21 protein-coding genes are annotated in these 18,944 nt (G+C 64.4%); 3 read left to right on the forward strand and 18 right to left on the reverse strand.

Translation table 11 applies throughout. The features are described 5' to 3' along the window. The 10 genes from IAE38_RS22180 to ccmA form a co-directional block, all read right to left on the reverse strand. The coding region (locus tag IAE38_RS22180) for a hypothetical protein (protein WP_201219303.1) at positions 1-393 on the reverse strand (393 nt) is incomplete at its 3' end. A gap of 12 nt (positions 394-405) precedes the next feature. After that, on the reverse strand, positions 406-1,602 hold the full coding sequence (gene ccmI, locus IAE38_RS22185) for a c-type cytochrome biogenesis protein CcmI (protein WP_201219305.1): 1,197 nt from the start codon (positions 1,600-1,602) through the stop codon (positions 406-408). Beyond that, the gene (locus IAE38_RS22190) at positions 1,595-2,071 is read right to left on the reverse strand and encodes a cytochrome c-type biogenesis protein (RefSeq protein WP_201219307.1); all 477 of its coding nucleotides are present in this window, start codon (positions 2,069-2,071) and stop codon (positions 1,595-1,597) included. Before IAE38_RS22190 ends, ccmI begins: the two co-directional genes overlap by 8 nt. Then, a complete protein-coding gene (locus tag IAE38_RS22195) occupies positions 2,068-2,604 on the reverse strand; it encodes a DsbE family thiol:disulfide interchange protein (protein WP_028633431.1) in 537 nt (178 codons plus the stop codon). Before IAE38_RS22195 ends, IAE38_RS22190 begins: the two co-directional genes overlap by 4 nt. Beyond that, on the reverse strand, positions 2,601-4,574 hold the full coding sequence (locus IAE38_RS22200; RefSeq protein WP_201219318.1) for a heme lyase CcmF/NrfE family subunit: 1,974 nt from the start codon (positions 4,572-4,574) through the stop codon (positions 2,601-2,603). The genes IAE38_RS22195 and IAE38_RS22200 overlap by 4 nt, the downstream gene beginning before the upstream one ends. 11 nt (positions 4,575-4,585) lie before the next feature. Further along, positions 4,586-5,029, reverse strand: a complete 444-nt coding sequence (gene ccmE / locus IAE38_RS22205) for a cytochrome c maturation protein CcmE (protein ID WP_028633433.1) — start codon at positions 5,027-5,029, stop codon at positions 4,586-4,588. Continuing rightward, complete coding sequence (ccmD, locus tag IAE38_RS22210) at positions 5,026-5,202, reverse strand: heme exporter protein CcmD (RefSeq protein ID WP_201164895.1); 177 nt, start codon at positions 5,200-5,202, stop codon at positions 5,026-5,028. The genes ccmE and ccmD overlap by 4 nt, the downstream gene beginning before the upstream one ends. Beyond that, positions 5,199-5,966, reverse strand: coding sequence for a heme ABC transporter permease (locus IAE38_RS22215; RefSeq protein ID WP_028633435.1), 768 nt, complete (start codon positions 5,964-5,966; stop codon positions 5,199-5,201). The genes ccmD and IAE38_RS22215 overlap by 4 nt, the downstream gene beginning before the upstream one ends. 46 nt (positions 5,967-6,012) lie before the next feature. Then, the gene (ccmB, locus tag IAE38_RS22220; RefSeq protein ID WP_201164897.1) at positions 6,013-6,681 is read right to left on the reverse strand and encodes a heme exporter protein CcmB; all 669 of its coding nucleotides are present in this window, start codon (positions 6,679-6,681) and stop codon (positions 6,013-6,015) included. Next, on the reverse strand, positions 6,678-7,310 hold the full coding sequence (gene ccmA / locus IAE38_RS22225; protein WP_201164898.1) for a cytochrome c biogenesis heme-transporting ATPase CcmA: 633 nt from the start codon (positions 7,308-7,310) through the stop codon (positions 6,678-6,680). The genes ccmB and ccmA overlap by 4 nt, the downstream gene beginning before the upstream one ends. Positions 7,311-7,471: 161 nt before the next feature. Here ccmA and fliK point away from each other — a divergent pair, with 161 nt between their 5' ends. From fliK to IAE38_RS22240, 3 genes are all read left to right on the forward strand, one after another. Beyond that, entirely contained in the window at positions 7,472-9,022 is a 1,551-nt protein-coding gene (gene fliK / locus IAE38_RS22230; protein ID WP_201219309.1) for a flagellar hook-length control protein FliK, read from the forward strand. Further along, positions 9,019-9,351, forward strand: a complete 333-nt coding sequence (locus tag IAE38_RS22235; RefSeq protein ID WP_028633439.1) for an EscU/YscU/HrcU family type III secretion system export apparatus switch protein — start codon at positions 9,019-9,021, stop codon at positions 9,349-9,351. The genes fliK and IAE38_RS22235 overlap by 4 nt, the downstream gene beginning before the upstream one ends. Before the next feature lie 149 nt (positions 9,352-9,500). Then, complete coding sequence (locus IAE38_RS22240; RefSeq protein ID WP_201219311.1) at positions 9,501-12,209, forward strand: dermonecrotic toxin domain-containing protein; 2,709 nt, start codon at positions 9,501-9,503, stop codon at positions 12,207-12,209. A gap of 35 nt (positions 12,210-12,244) precedes the next feature. On the opposite strand, the gene IAE38_RS22245 is transcribed toward IAE38_RS22240, so the two are convergent. The 8 genes from IAE38_RS22245 to IAE38_RS22280 all read right to left on the reverse strand — a co-directional run. Beyond that, entirely contained in the window at positions 12,245-12,640 is a 396-nt protein-coding gene (locus IAE38_RS22245) for a DUF2802 domain-containing protein (RefSeq protein ID WP_201219313.1), read from the reverse strand. Between the two features lies 1 nt (position 12,641). Beyond that, positions 12,642-13,121, reverse strand: a complete 480-nt coding sequence (locus IAE38_RS22250; protein ID WP_003254393.1) for a chemotaxis protein CheW — start codon at positions 13,119-13,121, stop codon at positions 12,642-12,644. Positions 13,122-13,125: 4 nt separating this feature from the next. Beyond that, complete coding sequence (locus tag IAE38_RS22255) at positions 13,126-14,061, reverse strand: CheW domain-containing protein (protein WP_201219315.1); 936 nt, start codon at positions 14,059-14,061, stop codon at positions 13,126-13,128. Further along, the gene (locus IAE38_RS22260) at positions 14,061-14,849 is read right to left on the reverse strand and encodes a ParA family protein (protein WP_028633443.1); all 789 of its coding nucleotides are present in this window, start codon (positions 14,847-14,849) and stop codon (positions 14,061-14,063) included. Before IAE38_RS22260 ends, IAE38_RS22255 begins: the two co-directional genes overlap by 1 nt. Positions 14,850-14,934: 85 nt before the next feature. Further along, positions 14,935-15,792, reverse strand: a complete 858-nt coding sequence (gene motD / locus IAE38_RS22265) for a flagellar motor protein MotD (RefSeq protein WP_028633444.1) — start codon at positions 15,790-15,792, stop codon at positions 14,935-14,937. Between the two features lie 3 nt (positions 15,793-15,795). Beyond that, positions 15,796-16,536 carry a flagellar motor protein gene (locus IAE38_RS22270; protein ID WP_028633445.1) on the reverse strand — a complete coding sequence of 247 codons (741 nt, stop codon included), beginning with the start codon at positions 16,534-16,536 and terminating at the stop codon, positions 15,796-15,798. Further along, positions 16,536-17,657 (reverse strand): protein-glutamate methylesterase/protein-glutamine glutaminase, encoded by a 1,122-nt coding sequence (locus IAE38_RS22275; protein WP_201219316.1) that lies wholly within the window; start codon positions 17,655-17,657, stop codon positions 16,536-16,538. The genes IAE38_RS22270 and IAE38_RS22275 overlap by 1 nt, the downstream gene beginning before the upstream one ends. Before the next feature lie 46 nt (positions 17,658-17,703). Next, positions 17,704-18,944: chemotaxis protein CheA (locus IAE38_RS22280; RefSeq protein ID WP_236404330.1), on the reverse strand; the 1,241-nt coding region annotated here is incomplete at its 5' end.

Genomic DNA, 18,944 nt, shown 5'->3' on the forward strand with positions numbered 1-18,944 from the left:
ACCCGGCACACCACTACTGTCCGTAGCTTGCCAAGGCCCATTCGGGCTCAACGACCAACTCCACCCATTATCAAACCGGTAATAAGTGCGCTGCCGATAAAACGTATTAGGCTGCTTATCCAACACATAAACCCCCAACTTCGGGTCCCAATGGCTGGCCCCACCCGGCGGCGGTGCAAAGCTCGCCGACGTGCGCGGTACCGGCTTCGGCGCCGGCGCCGGCTTGCCCACCGGCGTGGAAGGCTGCCCCCCCGGCAACGGCTTGATAACCGGCCCCTGCGGAGGCGGCGCCCGGTCCACCGGCGGCTCCGGCTGGGTCGCCGGGCCATGCCCCGTACAGGCAGACAAACCCAAAGCCAGGGCAATCAAGGTCAGGCGTACGGAACTGTGCATGGCAAGGCTCTCTTACAGGTCAGGGCTGTCGATCGTCAGATGCTGGGTGGCCTGGGTCGCAACTGGCAAAGGGGCACCTTGCCCACGCCATTCACCACGGGTGGGCTGGCCACCCCTCGACACCCGTGCAACCAGTTGGACTTCGGCGAAATCCGACAGTTTCATCTGCGGCATCATCGCATCGGCGTCCGTCAACTCCACCTCGATCGGCAATTGCGCCACCGTCACCCGCTTCGCCGCCAGCGGCATGGGCGGGCCATTGCTGGCGCGGGCAAAGATGAATACCGTGTCCTCCGGCCGTACCTTGCCCTGCAAGGCAGGCGCCAGTTCGACCCGAACCTTCAACCGCGCTGTGGCCGGCGCCGGCTGCGACGCCTGGCCAGCAGCACCACCCAAACGCTCGGCGGCGCGGTCGATACCGCCCTGCAGCGCGGCACGCGAAGCGTCGCCTTGTGGCAACTGCGCCAACAGGCGCTTCCAGTAATCGATGGCCTCCTGGTAGCGCTCCCCCTCGAACGCGGCGATGCCGCGCAGGCCCAGGCTGGTGACCTCATTGGGGTCGGCCTTCAGCGCCTCATCGGTCAACGCCTGCACCTGCGGGCTCCACTGCTTGTCGGCGGCAAAGTACAACGCCTGCGCCCACTGCCCCAACAACTCGGGCTGCCGCCCCGCCAAACCCACGGCGTGCTCGAAGGTGCGGGCGGCATCCGCGGGCCGTTGCTCGGCCATGTAGGCACGGCCCAGGAAATACACCGCCTCGGCAGAGTCCGGCTGGGCCTGCACCACCCGCTCCAGGCGCGTGGTCATCTCTTCCATCGACTTCGGCGCCTGGGCGAATTCCTGGGTCAGGGCTACTTTGTCGGCAGCGCCAAAGTGCAGGTACAGCCCCAGGGCCATCAGCGGCACCAACACCGCTGCCAACAGTGGCAGGGCTTTACCCAGGTGGCGCAGGCGCGCGGGCTCGGCACCCTCGGTGTCAGCCAGCAGCTCGCGGGCGGCCTCGTCCCGGCCCTGGTCCAGCTGCGCGCCGTCCAGGACACCAGCGGCTTGCTGGGCAGCGAGCTCGGCCACGCGTTCCTGGTACAGCGCTACGTTCAGTGCGGTACGGTCTTCTTCCTGCTGCCGACGCCGGCCACGCAGGATCGGGATCAGCAAGAAGCTGAGAGCGGCGAGCAACAGCAGGCCCGCGCTAAGCCAGAATTCAGTCATGGGTGCGTTCTTTTTCCAGCAGTTTGGCCAGACGCTCACGCTCGTCGGCAGACAGTTGATCGGTGCCCTGCACAGCCGTTACGCGGCGCCGACGTACAATGATCGCCAGCACCACGAAGCCACCCGCCAGCAACAGGCCGGGGCCGAACCAGAGCAGCCAGGTGCGGCCGCTGAGCGCCGGCTTGTAGCGCACGAAGTCACCGTAGCGATCGACCATGAAGTCGACGATCTGCTGGTTGCTCTGGCCCTCGCCAAGCATGCGGAAAATCTCCCGGCGCAGGTCGGCTGCAATCGGGGCGTTGGAATCGGCAATGTCCTGGTTCTGGCACTTGGGGCAGCGCAGTTCCTTGGTCAGTTGCTGGTAGCGCTCCCGCTCGGCCTGGTCACGGAACTGATAGGTATCGATGGCCGCACTGGCCACACCGGCCACGCCCAGGGCCAGGGCTGCGGCCGCCAACCAACGCCTCATGGCCGGGCCTCGTCAACCAGGCCCTGGTAGAGCGGTGCCAGTTGCTCACGCCAGACGGTGGCATCGACCACCCCCACATGTTTGTAGCGGATAACGCCCTCGGCATCGATCAGGAAGGTTTCCGGCGCGCCGTAGACGCCCAGGTCCAACCCCAGGGTGCCCTCCTCGTCACGGATATCCAGCTGGTAGGGGTTGTGGAACTCGGCCAGCCACTTCTGCGCAGCCGCGTTGTCGTCCTTGTAGTTGACCCCGTAGATCACCACACCCTGCTGGGCAAGCTGGTTCAGGTAGGGGTGCTCGACCTTGCACGACGAACACCAGGTCGCCCACACGTTCACCAGCGCCGGGCGGCCCTGCAAATCAGCCTGGGTGAGCGTGCGGTCGCCCTGGGACGATGCCAGGGAGAATACCGGGAACGGCTTGCCGATCATTGCCGAAGGCAGCTCTTCGGGCTTTAGGAACAACCCTTTGTAGAGGAATACCGCCACCAGCAGGAATACCGCCAGTGGCACCACCATGATCCAACGTTTCATGCAGCTGCTCCAGACACGCCCAGGGCCTCACGCACCCGGGTCTTGACCTTGACGCGGTAGCGCCGGTCGAGGGCCGCCAGCACCCCGCCAAGGCCAGTCAGCAGACCGCCCAGCCAGATCCAGCGGACATAAGGCTTGATGTGCAACCGCACCGCCCAGGCACCGTTTTCCAGCGGTTCACCCAGGGCCACATACAGGTCACGGGTAAAGCCTGCGTCGATGCCAGCTTCGGTCATCATCGACTGCTGCACGGTATACAGGCGTTTCTCGGGGTGAAGCGTGGCCACTTCCCGGCCCTCGCGGCTGACCACGATGGTGCCCTTGTCGGAAATGAAGTTCGGCCCTTCAAAATGCTTGGCGCCATGGAACAGGAAGTGGTACCCGCCCAGTTCCACGCTTTCGCCCGGGGCCATGCGCAAGTCACGCTCGGCGCTGTTGTTGCTCGACAACACCACGCCCAAAGCACACACCGCCAGGCCAAGGTGCGCCACCTGCATGCCCCAATAGCTGCGGCCTAGGCCCGGCAGGCCCTTGACCAACCCTTTGTGGCGGGTCTTGTCGAGGATATCGCGCACCCCACCCAGCACCACCCAGGCGGCCAGGGCAAAGGTGGCCAGGGCTGGCCAGTCGAAGTCGTCGACGACAAACCCTGCCAGCGGCGCCATCACTGCACTGCCGATCAGCACCGGGGTCATCATGCTGGCCAGCCACTTGCCGGGGGTGTCCTTCCAGCGCACCACCACGCCCACGCCCAACACCAGCATCAACAGCGCCATCAACGGCAGGAACAACGCATCGAAGTACGGCGGGCCAACCGACAGCTTGGCCCCTGTCAGGGCATCGAGTACCAGCGGGTACAGCGTGCCCAGCAGAATCATCGAGGCCGCTACCACCAGTACCAGGTTGTTGGCCAGCAGCAGTGTTTCACGCGACCATAGGCCGAAGCCCACCTGGCTCTTGACCACCGGCGCACGCAGGGCGAACAGCGTGAGCGAGCCGCCCACCACGAACAGCAGGAAGAACAGGATGAAGATGCCGCGGGAGGGGTCGGCTGCAAAGGCGTGAACCGAGGTGAGCACGCCCGACCGCACCAGGAAGGTGCCCAGCAGGCTGAGGGAAAACGCCGCAATGGCCAGCAGCACCGTCCAGCTCTTGAACACACCGCGCTTTTCGGTCACCGCCAGCGAGTGGATCAGCGCCGTGCCCACCAGCCATGGCATGAACGAGGCGTTCTCGACCGGGTCCCAGAACCACCAGCCGCCCCAGCCCAACTCATAGTAGGCCCACCATGAACCCAGGGTGATGCCCACACCCAGAAACGCCCATGCGACGATGGTCCAGGGCCGCGACCAGCGCGCCCACGCCGCATCCAGGCGGCCACCGAGCAGCGCGGCGATGGCGAAGGCGAAGGCCACCGAAAAGCCCACGTAGCCCATGTACAGCATCGGCGGGTGAACGATCAGGCCGATGTCTTGGAGCAGCGGGTTGAGGTCGCGGCCATCGACCGGCACCTGCGGCAGCAAGCGCTGGAACGGGTTGGAAGTGATGATCAGGAAGCTCAGAAAGCCCACGCTGATCATGCCCATCACCGCCAGCACGCGGGCCAGCATCACTTGGGGCAGTTGCCGCGAGAAGACCGATACGGCAAAGGTCCAGCCACCCAATATGAGCGCCCACAGCAGCAAGGAGCCCTCGTGGGCGCCCCATACGGCACTGAATTTGTAGTACCAGGGCAACGCGCTGTTGGAGTTGCTGGCCACATACGCCACCGAGAAGTTGTCGGTCATGAACGCATGGGTCAGGCAAGCAAAGGCGAAGGCCAGGAACGCAAACTGGCCCCAGGCCGCGGGGCGTGCCAGGCTCATCCACAGGCTGTCGCCACGCCAGGCGCCAAGCAGCGGAATGCTGGCCTGCACAGCCGCAAAACAGATGGCCAGTATCATCGCCAGCTGGCCGAGTTCGGGTATCACCAGCGCCGCATTCATGGCTGCACCTGCGCTTGGCCGCTTTCCTTCAACGCCTTGGTGACCTCAGGCGGCATGTATTTTTCGTCGTGCTTGGCCAACACTTCATCGGCTACCACTACACCGTCGCCGTTGAGCTTGCCCAAGGCGACAATGCCCTGCCCCTCGCGGAACAGGTCTGGCAGGATGCCGCGGTAGGTAATGGGCACCGACTTGTTGAAATCGGTGACCACAAAGCGCACGTCCAGTGAATCGGACGAACGCTGCACAGAGCCTTTCTCGACCATGCCACCGGCACGAATGCGCGTGTCCTGGGGGGCCTCGCCATTAGCAATCTGGGTAGGGGTGTAGAACAGGTTGATGTTCTGCTGCAATGCGCTCAGGGCAAAGCCCACGGCAACCCCCACGCCGACCAGCAGGCCGACGATCAGCAACAGGCGTTTCTTGCGCTGCGGATTCACTGAATGTTCTCCCGGCGCAAGCGGCGCGCCTCTTCTTGCAGGTAGCGACGGCGGGCCAGCAGTGGCATGGCCACGTTCAGCGCCAGCACCGCCACGCAAATGCCATAGGCGGACCACACGTACAAACCATGGTGGCCCATGGCAAGAAAATCACCGAAGCTGGCAAAACTCATGGTGCGGCCCTCCGGCCAAGGCTGTTTGATACTTCATCCTTGACCCAACTGGCGCGCGCCTCGCGCTTGAGCACTTCCAGGCGCATGCGCATCAGCAGCACGGCGCCAAAAAAGCAGTAGAAACCCAGTGCCGTGCACAGCAGCGGCAGCCACATCTCGGCCGGCATCGCCGGCTTTTCGGTGAGGGTAAAGGTGGCCCCCTGGTGCAGGGTGTTCCACCACTCCACCGAGTACTTGATGATCGGGATGTTCACCACGCCAACGATGGCGAGCACCGCGCAGGCCTTGGCTGCGCTGTCACGATTACTGATTGCCTGGCCCAACGCAATGATGCCGAAGTACAGGAACAGAAGGATGAGCATGGACGTAAGCCGGGCATCCCAGACCCACCAGCTGCCCCAGGTGGGCTTGCCCCAGATGGCGCCGGTGACCAACGCTACGGCCGTCATCCAGGCGCCAATGGGCGCGGCGCATTGCAAGGCCACATCGGCCAGTTTCATTTTCCATACCAGCCCCACCACACCGGCCACCGCCAGCATCACGTAGCAGGATTGCGCCAGCATCGCCGCTGGCACATGGATATAGATGATGCGGAAGCTGTTGCCCTGCTGGTAGTCCTGGGGGGCAAAGGCAAGGCCCCAGGTGATACCGACCAGCAGCAGCACCAGCGCAGCCACGGCCAGCCATGGCAACAGGCGGCCGCTGATGGCATAGAACCATTTGGGGGAACCCAGCTTGTGGAACCACGTCCAGCTCATTTTCATCAGGGTACATCCAGGGTATTTGCCGGGCTTGAAAGCCCAGGACTCGTTATTCGCCAACGCTGATCTTCAGGCCGGCGGCGATCGCAAAGGGTGCCAGGGTGACAGTCAGGGCTGCCAGGCTGGCGAGCCAGAGCAGCTGGCCGGTTGCGGGCATATTGTGCAATGCCGCTTGCAACGCACCACTGCCCAGGATCAATACTGGGATATACAACGGCAGAATCAACAACGCCAGCAGCAGGCCGCCACGCTTGAGGCCCACCGTCAGCGCCGCGCCCACCGCGCCCAGCAGGCTCAATACCGGCGTGCCCAACAGCAGCGAGCCCAGCAGCACAGGCAGGCAGTGCCCGGGCAGCCCCAGCATCAAGGCCAGCAATGGCGCCAACAATACCAGCGCCAGCCCGGAAAAGATCCAGTGCGCCAGCACCTTGGCCAGCACCATCAGTGCCAGCGGGTGCGGCGACAGCACCCACTGCTCCAGTGAGCCGTCCTCGAAGTCGCTGCGGAACAGGCCGTCCAGCGACAGCAGCACCGCCAGCAGTGCCGCCACCCACACAAGGCCAGGTGACAGGTTCTGCAGTGTCTGGCTTTCGGGGCCGACCGCCAAGGGGAACAACGCCACCACGATGGCGAAGAACACCAACGGGTTGGCCAGTTCGGCCGGGCGGCGGAACAACAGGCGCGCCTCCCGGCGCAGCAACAGGATGAATACGCTCATGCCGCCCACTGCCCCAGGTTCAGTTCGCGGTAACCGGACGGTTTGCAGGCCAGCGCATGGTGAGTGGTCATCACCACGGTGCCGCCTTGTTCGCAGTGGTGGGCGAGGTGCTGCTCCAGTTGCGCCACGCCCTGTTTATCCAGGGCGGTAAAGGGTTCGTCGAGAATCCACAGCGGCGGGCTGGCCAGGTGCAGGCGGGCCAGGGCGACGCGGCGCTGCTGCCCGGCAGACAGGGTATGGCAGGGTACGTCTTCGAAACCACGCAGCCCGACGGCTGCCAGCGCCGCCCAGATGGCCTCGCGGCTGGCAGGCTGGTGCAACGCGCACAACCATGTGAGGTTTTCCTCGGGGGTGAGCAGGTCCTTGATGCCCGCCGCATGGCCGATCCACACCAGGATGCTGGCCAAGGCGTGACGCTGCTCGCCCAGAGGCTTGCCACCCAGCAGGATCTGCCCGGCGGTCGGCTGCATCAGGCCGGCCAGCAGGCGCAGCAGGCTGGTCTTGCCACTGCCGTTGGGGCCACTGATCTGCAACATGTCGCCGGGCCGCAATTCGAACGCGAGGTGCTCGAACAGCAGACGCCAGTCGCGCTCGCAGGCCAGGCCCACGGCTTGGAGGTGAAGAGTCACGGTTTCGCCTTATCGGTTGTAGGGCCCTGGGCGCACACCTGAAGCCCTGCCACTCAAGTCGCCCATCGCGCTGCCGTTATACTGGCAACCACGGGCGGGCGGCATTATTACATGCACAGCCACGCTGCCAAGAGGCTGGGCTCCACAGGTTGTATACAATCATGACTGAAATCAATAGTCTCGGCCCACAAACCGCGACCAGCGCCCAAGCAGTGAAAGCGGCCATGACCGGCGACCTGCTGCGCCTGACCCAGGCTCAGCCGGGTTTGCTCGCCCCGGGCGAGACGGCGCAAGCCGAAGTGGTGTCCATGCGCCAGGCCGGCCAGGATTTTCAGTTGGTGTTGCGCCTGATGCAAGCCAATGGCCTGCAAACCCAGTTGCAGGCCAATGCCAGCCAGCCCCTGCCACAGGGTAGCCAGGTGACCGTGAGCCAGCCTGAGGCCGGCCGCCTGGCCATCCTGCTGCAACAGGCCAGTGCCAGCCAGGTAGCCACCCTCACCCGCCTTGATACCAGCCAGGTGCCCATTGGTACGCTGCTACAGGGCAAGGTGCTGACCAACCAGGTGCTGCCTGCCACGGCCGACCAACCTGCCAGCTACCGGGCATTGGTGAGCCTGTTGAACACTGCTCAGGCTGGCGCCGTGCTGGCTATCGACAGCCCCCGCCCCCTGGCCCTGGGCAGTTTGCTCAGCGGGTTGGTACAAGGCGATCAGTCACTGCGCTTCGTCCCGCTCAGCGGCAGGCAGGACCAGCTCAGCATCGCCCAACAGTTGCTCACCCAGCAGAACCGCCAGGCATCATTGCCCGGCCTGCTGAGCGCGCTGCAACAGCTGGCGAGCGATCCAGGCACCGATCCCGACGTACGCGCCAGCACCGGGCGCCTGCTGGCGGCCTTGCCGACGGCCACGCAACTGGGCGATGCCAAGGCGCTGATGCAGGCCCTGGGCAACAGCGGCGCCTTTCTGGAAGCCAAGCTGCTGGCCGGTGGCGCGCCGGCGCTGGCCACCGACCTCAAGGCCAACCTGCTTCAGCTCATCGCCCAGGCCACCACCAATGCCGCGATCAACCCGCCACCGGCCACCTTGGCCGCCGCCATGCCGGCGCTGGCGCGCAATGCCCTGGGGATGCTCGAACGGGTTTCGCCCAAGCCACAGCCCGGTGGGTTTCCGCTCCCCTCCAAACTGCTCCAGGCCCTGGAGGACGAAGGCGACCTGCAAGCGCTGCTGCGCCTGGCTGCGGCGGCCATTTCCCGCCTGCAGAGCCATGCCATGAGCAGCCTGCAGCAAACCGGCACGCTGGAGAACGGCAACCTGCAGACCACCTGGCAAACTGAAATCCCCATCCGCCATGGGCAGGACTTCATCCCGATGCAGGTCAAGCTGCAACGGGAGGAAACCCCCGAACAACAGGCCGAGCGCAAGCACCAGGCGCAGGATTCCCTGCAGGCACTGTGGCGCATCGAGCTGGCATTCGACCTGGCCCCCCTCGGCCCTTTGCAGGTGCAGGCACAGCTCACCCAAGGCTGCCTGAGCGGCCAGCTGTGGGCGGAGCGGGAACGCACCGCGCGCCTGATCGATACCGAACTCGGCGCGTTGCGCGCTGGCTTGCTGGCCCGCGGGCTGCACGTGGGCGACCTGCAATGCCACCCCGGCATTGCACCGCAAGGCCCCAGCACCCGGGTAGAACAACGCTGGGTGGATGAAAACGCATGAGCCTGAAAACCCCGCGCCAGGCCATAGCCCTGAGCTATGACGGCCAGCAGGCACCCACGCTCAGCGCCAAAGGTGACGACGAACTGGCCGAAGCGATCATGGCCATTGCCCGTGAACACGAAATTCCCATCTATGAAAACGCCGAGCTGGTGCGCTTGCTGGCTCGGCTGGAACTGGGCGACCAGATACCCGAAGCCCTGTACCTGACCATCGCCGAAATCATCGCCTTCGCCTGGCAGTTGCGCGGCAAAGTGCCGCCTGGGTTCGATGACACGCCGGAGCCGGAGCGCGATATAACCCCGAATCTGCCGCGTTTGCCGGGGCCCTGACCCGGTCGCAGGCAATTATTTTCGAGGGCGCTGCGCACCCCATCGCGAGCTACGCTCGCGCCTACGAGCCGGGGTGGTACCCGCTTACCGACCCGTTCAGGGCCCCTCTCGCCATTGTGCCGCCTGGTCCATCACACAGGTCAATCACCATGGCAATCACCCTCGTCAACCCTGCCGGCGAACAGTTCGTTCGGCGCCATCTGCAGAACATCCCTCGCCCCGACCGCCAAGCTGCCAGCGCCATACGCGAGTGGGCGCGCGCCCAGGGCCACGACCTGGACCCGGACACCACCGACGCGGTCACCCTGCACTACCGCGGCAACCAGGCGATCATTGCCCAGCGCCTGTCACTGACCCAGGCGGTGCTGGCCAACTGGCAAGGCGAAACCAGCAAGAACCTGATCGGGCAATTGTTCCCAGGCGGCTGGGCCGGCCAATGGCCTGGGCAAACCCTGCACATCGTCGAGCGCCTCCCCGAACCGGGCGCCCTGGACAACAGCGCCCCGTTCTCGGTGTTCAACGGCCTGTTCCACCGCACAAGCCCCGCCCGCTACGACAACGCCACACACCTGCCGATTGACGTCGAAGCGTTGCAGCGCTTTGTCTGGAACCTGGATTTCCACACACACTTCGTCGGTATGCTCGATGACTACTGGCGTGACGCCGCGCAGCAGCACAGCAAGGCCCTGCAGATCAGCTTCATTGCCGCCTGCAACAAACAGGTCCAGGAAGGCTCGCTGAGCGCAACCGGCCGCCTGCTGGCCTGGCAGGCTGCAGGGCTTGCACCGCGCGCAAAGGGGTTCAAAGCCCGGCTGTTGAACATCTATGGCTATGCCGCCACCGACCTGATCGTTATGGCCGATGCCGCGCACAATCACGTGTTGATGTACCTGCCTGGCAATGCCTCACCCCTGCACGAATTCACCGGCATGGCAGCCATGAAGGACTGGGTGGGCGAGCAATGTCGAGACCCGCAGAAACGCCAGGCACTGCGGCAGTATTTCAGGCTGGCAGACACCCCGGACGGGCTCGATTTCAGCGGGCTGGACACGGCCCTGCTAGGCCTTGGAGTTTACCCTGCCTTCCCCCACCGCTCGCCCAACCGGCCAGGGTTTACCACCGACGGGAAATGGCCGCCACGCCAATACGTCAACTACAAAGTCGCTAAATACAGCCCGGAAGTGACAGGCGATTTGTTCGCCGCCATTACCGAACGCCAACGCGCGCGCAGTTACGCCGACGCCGATTTCACCATCACCAGTGACCATGAGGTGACCAAGGGCAGGTGGCGCGGCTACCTGACCACATCGATCAACCTGCTGGCGCCGTTCGCGATCGTGGTGCCAGAGCTGATCCCCCTGCTGGCAGCAGCAGGCATCGGCCAGTTTGGCATGGGCCTGGATCAGGCCATCAATGGCAAATCAGTGGAGGACAAGGCAGAGGGTGTTTCGGGCGCGGTCTACGGGCTGCTCAATGCACTGCCATTTACCGCAGAGCTGGCCACCCGGGCGACGACGCTGCTGCCACCGCCGCGCGGCGTGTTCAGGGTGCCGATCCGCCTCAACGAGCACTTGGGCTACCCGCTGAGCCCGATCAACCCGCCGCACTTCCCAGAGCCCGACGTGGGCGCCTATTTCTGGGAAGAAGTGGCAGCAGTGCCGGCAGACGATAGCCCGGTTGCGCAGTCGGTAATCAGGACACCGGTCAGCCAAAGTGGCCCGGCAAAGCTGCAATCGATGATCCGTGGTTACAACGCCGAAGTGCTGTACGACGCCGAATACGATGCGTTCATCGCCAGCAATGCCCTCAACGATGTGCAGCCCGTTTGTTACCAAGCCGCCGAAGGGCGCCCAGGGCTGTTCAGGATCTCCCCTCGGGAACGCCCGGTCACCGACGGCATGCGCATGGCCACCCTGCGGGGCCTGGGGGTGGATATCCAGCTGCCCATCCAGGTGCCGGCGATTGACGCCCAGGCCGTGCAGCCCATCCCCAAGACCCTCTCCAGCATCTGGGTGGGCAACAAGGTGATTGCTCCCGAGCTGCTGGACAACCTGGCTACCAATGCCAGGCGCCTGGGCAGCAGCCCGTACCGCTACCGGCTGTATCTGTCGAACGCAGATGCGCGGGCGTTCGAGGCCAACCGGCACCTGCTGGCAACAAGGGCCCCCGGCCTGGAAGTGGTGACGCTGGAAGAGCAGCCCTTCTACCAGTCCTGGCGCGACAGCCCTCATTACCCACAGTATCACCAGGCAATCAACGGCCCCGGGGCCAATTTTTCGTCGGCGTCCGATATCCTGCGCTACCCGCTGCTGCACCATGAGGGTGGGGTCTACCTGGATGTGGACGATACGCTGTTCCCGCACCCTGACGACCCACTTGACCCCTCGCGTGCAGCGCTCGACACCGTAGAACTGGCCACTACCCCGGACGGCCTGGTGCTGGGTGACCCGGCCAACAACGACACCCTGGGCATGCACTGCCAGTACAACAGCAACATGATCGGCAGCCACCCCAACAACCCTACCCTGCAGGTGATCGCCGATACCCTGCACGAGCGCTATCTCGCCAATGGGGACTTCTACGGCTACAAGCCGATGGCAGGCACCCCTGAATTCAAGGCCTACGCCAAGCGCCTGAGCCAGTTGACCGGGCCGAGCCTGCTCAATGACGTGATTGACCGATGCCTGCCCAGGTTGCGGCTGCTGCGCCAACTGAGCAACCTGCAGACCCTGCCACAAAGCAAGCCGCTGTATCTGGTTGACAGCAAGCAGGCCGAGATCATCGCGGCCGTACAGGCCGACCAGGCGCTGAACCGCGTCGCCCAGGTGGGCAACTACCACTCCTGGGGCAGGCCCTGACAGCACGAGGGCGACTTGCGTCGCCCTTTTTTGCTTCACTCGCTGCGGTGCAGCTTGCTCATCAGCTCGGCTTCGGCCTGGGTCAGGCCACAGGTTTCGGTCAGTTCGGAAACACTGGCCCCCATGCTCACCAGCCGCGCAGCCTGGGTGAAGGTGACGCTGCTGGGGTCGTGCTGCTCCAGGCGCTCCAGGCGGTCCGGCAAGCCGGCAACCACCGCCCGCACTTCATGGATAGCCTCACCCATGCGCACGCTGCCGTTCTGGTAATCATCCAGGCGCTTGTTCAGGTCCTTGATGCGCTGGTCGCGCATGGCATCGATGACCTGCTGGTGGGCGACAGCCTCGCGCTGGCGCCTGGCATAGTTCAGGAAGTACCAGACACTCAGCGCCCACAGCAGCGCCAACAGAATGACCGCAACCTCGAAGATCAACTCAGATGTTCTCCAGCTCGGACCACTCTTCCTCGGTCATCATCTTGTCCAGCTCGACCAGAATCAGCAGCTCGCCGTTCTTGTTGCACACGCCCTGGATGAACTTGGCCGACTCTTCGTTACCCACGTTCGGCGCGGTTTCGATTTCCGACTGACGCAGGTAGACCACTTCGGCCACGCTGTCGACCAGAATACCCACCACCTGCTTGTCGGCTTCGATGATGACGATCCGGGTGTTGTCGGTCACCTCGGTGGGCATCAGGCCGAAGCGCTGGCGGGTGTCGATCACAGTGACCACATTACCGCGCAGGTTGATGATGCCCAGCACATAGCTGGGTGCACCCGGCACCGGGGCGATTTCGGTGTAGCGCAGCACTTCCTGCACCTGCATCACGTTGATGCCGTAGGACTCGTTGTCCAGACGGAAGGTAACCCACTGCAGGATCGGATCTTCGGAACCTTGTGCGGACGACTTTTTCATTCCCCTACCCCTTGAAATCCGCCTTCGGCGGTGTGTTCGGTGTCATTTTCGGTTTGGCGTGCATCTGCTTGACGGCGCCGCTGGCGATCAGCTCGGCCAGTTCAGCAACATCCAGTAACGCACACATGTGTTCGATTACCGTGCCGGCCAGCCACGGGCGTTGGCCCCGCTGGCTGCGCCACTTGATCTCGGACGGGTCCAGGCGCAGCGAACGGCTGACCTGATGCACGGCCAGCCCCCATTCATAGCCCTGAACAGAAATTACGTACTGCAGGCCCTGTCGGAAGTCATCGCGGTAACGGTCGGGCATAACCCAGCGCGCCGTGTCCAGCACCTTCAGGTTACCGGCCTGGCAGGTGAGGATGCCAAGGAACCACTCGGGTTGGCCGAACAAAGGCGTCAGTTCCTGACCGGCCAGGTTGTAGATCGAGCCAAGGCACACCAGCGGCACTGCCAGGGTCAGCCCAGCCACGTCGAACAGCAGGCACTCGAACGGCTCGGCAGCCCAGGCCGGGCGACCATCGACGGTGGCGGGCGGCGCGGGCAGGCCCGGCGCCGGCAGGTGTACGTCCACCAGCGGCACCGCAGGTTCCACTGCCGGGGGCTCGATCAGCACCGGGATACTGGCCTCGGCCACCACCTGCTGTTCAACCACCGTGACTACCGGTGCCTGCACGGGCATCACGCTGGGCAGCACAGCCAGACGGGGCTCGGCGAAGGGCCGCGGGGTGGTGGCCCGTGGCGGCGCTACAGCGGGCGAGCGCGCAGGCGGCTGCGCATCGCGGGCCTGCTCTTCGCGCACGGCCTGGGCAAATTCGTCGGTGGCTACGGGCGCGTCGAGAAGGTCATCGGCTTCGGTGGCCTCCTGCAGCAGGCCGTCCAGGTAAGACTGCAGCGCCATCTGCGGCTTGCTGCCGGCGTGTCGGGTTTGCGTCGTCATCAGGCCACCTGCGCTGCGGGCTTGTAGGTCAACAGGTGCTTGAGCAGCGCCCGGTAGGCCAGCAGCCCACGGCTCTTGTTGTCGAACTGCGAGGGCGTGACGCCCTTGCGGCTTGCGTCACGCAGCCGTGTGTCGACCGGAATGTAGCCCTGCCAGACCTGCTCGCCGTAGGTGTCGCGCAACAGCTTGAGCGTGCTCAGCGAGGCCTGGGTGCGGCGGTCGAACAGGGTCGGTACGATCTGGTAAGGCAGCGCCTGCTTGCGCGAGCGGTTGATCATGGCCAGGGTGCCGACCATGCGCTCCAGGCCTTTGACCGCAAGAAATTCGGTTTGTACGGGGATCACCAGCTGCTGGCTGGCCGCCAGGGCGTTGACCATCAGCACGCCGAGCAACGGTGGGCTGTCGATAAGCGCAAAGTCGAAATCCTGCCACAGTTGCGCCAGACTCTTGGCGATCACCAGGCCAAGGCCATTCTGCCCGGGGGACTGGCGTTCCAGCACGGCCAGCGCCGTGCTGGAGGGCAGCAGCGAGATGCGTTCGTCGCTGGTGGGCAACAGCAGTTGCCCAGGCAAGCCTTCGGGCACCCCGCCCTTGTGCAGGAACAGGTCGTAGCAGCTGTGTTCCAGGGCATCGGGGTTGTGCCCGAAATAGCTGGTCATCGAGCCGTGCGGATCGAGGTCGACGACGACCACGCGCTTACCGGCATCAGCCAACAGGCCAGCCAGCGCGATGGTGGTGGTCGTCTTGCCGACGCCACCCTTTTGATTGGCTACTGCCCACACTCTCATAGACTGACTCTTGAACCGTTCATGACGCAGAATCCCCGTGGCCATCCGGCAGCGACGGGGTTAGCGGTGCCAGAGAATTGACGAGTCATTGCCCTGCCACCGTGGCAGCGGTTGCCGGTGCACTTTGTGTGCCAGCCCGGCGCAATGCCGCGTCCGGTGTGGCGTTGGCCGTGCCGGTACCGGTCAGGCTGCGGCGTACTTCAAGGTTGCGTGAGATCACCAGCACCACCCGCCGATTGCGCGCACGCCCCTCTGGCGAATCGTTGCTGGCCACCGGCTGATATTCGCCATACCCCACCGAAGCCATGCGCGCAGGGTTGACCCCGTTCATCGCCAGCAGCCGCACGATGCTGGCCGCCCGCGCGGAGGACAGCTCCCAGTTGGTGGGGTACTGCGCCGTGCGGATAGGCAAGTTGTCGGTGAAACCCTCCACATGCACAGGGTTGGCGAAAGGCTTGAGGATGTTGGCCACCTTTTCGATGATGGCGAACGCATTGTCGCTGGGCATGGCGTCGCCGCTGCCAAACAGCAGCGATGAATTGAGCTCGATCTCGATCCACAGCTCGTTGCCGCGCACGGTCATCTGGTCGCTCTTGATCAGGTCGCCAAAAGCGTCGCGCACATCATCGCTGATGGTCTTGAGCGGGTCGCTGCTGGACGCCGCCAGGCCTGCTTCGGTCTGTTGGCTGTCGTTGACCAGCGGCTCTGCCGGGCGCACGCTCAGCGGGCGCTCCTCGCCAATGGGGATGGCCTTCATGCTGCGCTCCGGGTCGTTGAACACCCCGAGCAAGGCCTGGGAAACCACTTTGTACTTGCCCTCGTTGATCGAGGAAATCGAATACATCACCACAAAAAAGGCAAACAGCAAGGTGATGAAGTCGGCGTAGGACACCAGCCAGCGTTCGTGGTTTTCCGGTTCTTCGGCATGGCGGCGACGGCGCATGGGCTACTCCATGAAGCCTTGCAGCTTCAATTCGATCGAACGCGGGTTCTCACCCTCGGCAATCGACAGCAGGCCTTCGAGCAGCATTTCGCGGTAACGCGACTGGCGCATTACCAGGGCCTTGAGCTTGTTCGCCACCGGCAGCAGCACCAGGTTGGCACTGGCCACCCCGTAGATGGTGGCGACGAAGGCCACGGCAATGCCGTTGCCCAGTTGCGAAGGGTCGGCCAGGTTGCCCATCACGTGGATCAACCCCATCACGGCGCCGATGATGCCAATGGTCGGCGCGTAGCCGCCCATGCTCTCGAACACCTTGGCCGCCTGCAAGTCGCGGCTTTCCTGGGTCAGGAAGTCCACTTCGAGGATGCTGCGGATGGCCTCGGGCTCGGCGCCATCCACCAGCAGCTGCAGGCCCTTGCGCGCATAGGGGTCGGGCTCACCGTCCGCCACCCCTTCCAGGCCCAGCAGGCCCTCCTTGCGCGCCGTCAGGCTCCAGTTGACCACACGGTCGACACCGCCAGGCAGGTCGACCCTGGGCGGGAACAGGATCCAGCGCAAAATCTGCAACGCCCGCTTGAACGACGACAGCGGCGACTGCAACAACGCCGCCGCCAGCGTACCGCCCAGCACGATCAGCGCTGCCGGCCCATTGACCAGCGCGCCGACATGCCCGCCCTCAAGGAAATTGCCGCCTACGATGGCAACAAAAGCCAGGATCAGGCCGATCAGGCTGAGCACGTCCATCAGACGCACGCCTCCACCAGGTGCCTGCCGATGTCATCCAGGCTGTACACCGCATCGGCCAGGTTGGCCTTGACGATGGCCATGGGCATGCCATAGATCACGCAGCTGGCTTCATCCTGGGCCCACACGGTGCTGCCGCCCTGCTTGAGCAACCGCGCACCCTCGCGACCGTCTGCCCCCATGCCGGTCAGCACTACGGAGAGCACCTTGTCGCCATAGGACTTGGCCGCAGAGCCGAAGGTGATGTCCACGCAGGGCTTGTAGTTCAGGCGCTCATCGCCCGGCAGGATTTTCACCGTGCCACGGCCGTCGATCATCATCTGCTTGCCACCCGGTGCCAGCAGCGCAAGCCCTGGGCGCAGCATGTCGCCGTCCTCGGCTTCCTTGACACTGATGCGGCACAGTTTGTCCAGGCGCTCGGCAAAGGCCTTGGTGAACGCGGCGGGCATGTGCTGGATGAGCACGATGGGCGCCGGGAAGTTCGCCGGCAGCTGGGTCAGCACACGCTGCAGCGCCACCGGGCCACCGGTGGAGGTACCAATCGCCACCAGTTTGTAGGGTTTGCGCTTGGGGGCCGGAGAATGCGACGGCGCCGGGGCCGCAGCCGTTGGCCGCGCTGGCACGGGTGCCGCGCTGCGCGCCGGCGCGGTGGTGGCGGTACCCTGGCTGCCCGAGGCAGGCGCAGGCGCGGGCGCGGTACGGGCGTAGCTGGGAATACGGCGGTTGCTGCGCGAAATGGTATGTACCTTTTCGCACAGCATCTGCTTGACCTTGTCGGGGTTGCGCGAGATGTCCTCGAAGTTTTTCGGCAGGTAGTCCACGGCGCCTGCGTCCAGCGCATCGAGGGTAACGCGGGCGCCCTCGTGGGTGAGCGACGAGAACATCAGCACGGGGGTTGGGCAGCGCTGCATGATGTGGCGCACGGCGGTGATGCCATCCATCATGGGCATTTCGTAGTCCATGGTGATGACATCGGGCTTGAGCGCCAGTGCCTGGTCGATCGCTTCCTTGCCGTTGGTCGCGGTACCTACTACCTGGATCGTCGGGTCCGCCGACAGGATTTCCGAGACACGGCGGCGGAAGAAACCGGAATCATCCACCACCAGGACCTTGACTGCCATAAACACTCCATTAGGCGGCGCCACCCGCCAGGGGGCGCCACCGAAATCAAATACGCCGGGCGGCGTAACGCTTGAGCATGCTCGGGACGTCGAGAATCAGCGCAATGCGGCCGTCGCCGGTAATCGTGGCCCCGGACATGCCGGGGGTGCCCTGCAGCATCTTGCCCAACGGCTTGATTACCACTTCTTCCTGGCCGACCAGTTGATCGACGACAAAGCCGATGCGCTGGGTACCGACCGAAAGAATCACCACATGCCCTTCGTGCTGCTCTTCATGGACCTGGCCCTGAACCAGCCAGCGCTTGAGGTAGAACAACGGCAGCGCCTTGTCACGCACGATCACCACTTCCTGGCCATCGACCACGTTGGTGCGTGACAGGTCCAGGTGGAAGATCTCGTTGACGTTGACCAGCGGGAAGGCGAATGCCTGGTTGGCCAGCATCACCATCAGGGTCGGCATGATCGCCAAGGTCAACGGCACCTTGATGACGATCTTCGAGCCTTGGCCCTTGGCCGAGAAGATGTTGATGGAACCGTTGAGCTGGGAAATCTTGGTTTTCACCACGTCCATGCCCACGCCACGCCCGGACACGTCAGAGATTTCGGTTTTGGTCGAGAACCCGGGGGCGAAGATCAGGTTGTAGCAGTCCGACTCGCTCAGGCGCTCGGCGGCGTCCTTGTCCATCAGGCCCTTTTCCACGGCCTTGGCACGCAGAATGTTCGGGTCCATGCCTTTGCCGTCATCGGAAATCGACAGCAGGATGTGGTCACCCTCCTGCTCGGCCGACAACACCACCCGCCCGGTGCGGGCCTTGCCGGCTTCTTCACGCTCGTCGGGCATTTCCACACCGTGGTCCACGGCGTTGCGCACCAAGTGCACCAGCGGGTCGGCCAGCGCCTCGACCAGGTTCTTGTCCAGGTCGGTTTCTTCGCCCACCAGTTCCAGGTTGATTTCTTTCTTCAACTGCCGGGCCAGGTCGCGTACCAGGCGCGGGAAGCGCCCGAACACCTTCTTGATCGGCTGCATGCGCGTCTTCATCACCGCGGTCTGCAGGTCGGCAGTGACCACGTCGAGGTTGGACACAGCCTTGGACATGGCCTCATCGCCGCTGTTCAGGCCCAGGCGCACCAGGCGGTTACGCACCAGCACCAGTTCGCCGACCATGTTCATGATCTCGTCCAGGCGCGCGGTATCGACCCGCACGGTGGTTTCAGCCTCGCTGGCGCCATGCTTTTCGGCTGCGGTGGGTGACGAAATCAGCGAGCACGAATTCGAGGCGCTGCTGG

The sequence above is a fragment of the Pseudomonas sp. S32 genome (genome assembly GCF_016648095.1).
Classification (GTDB): domain Bacteria; phylum Pseudomonadota; class Gammaproteobacteria; order Pseudomonadales; family Pseudomonadaceae; genus Aquipseudomonas; species Aquipseudomonas parafulva.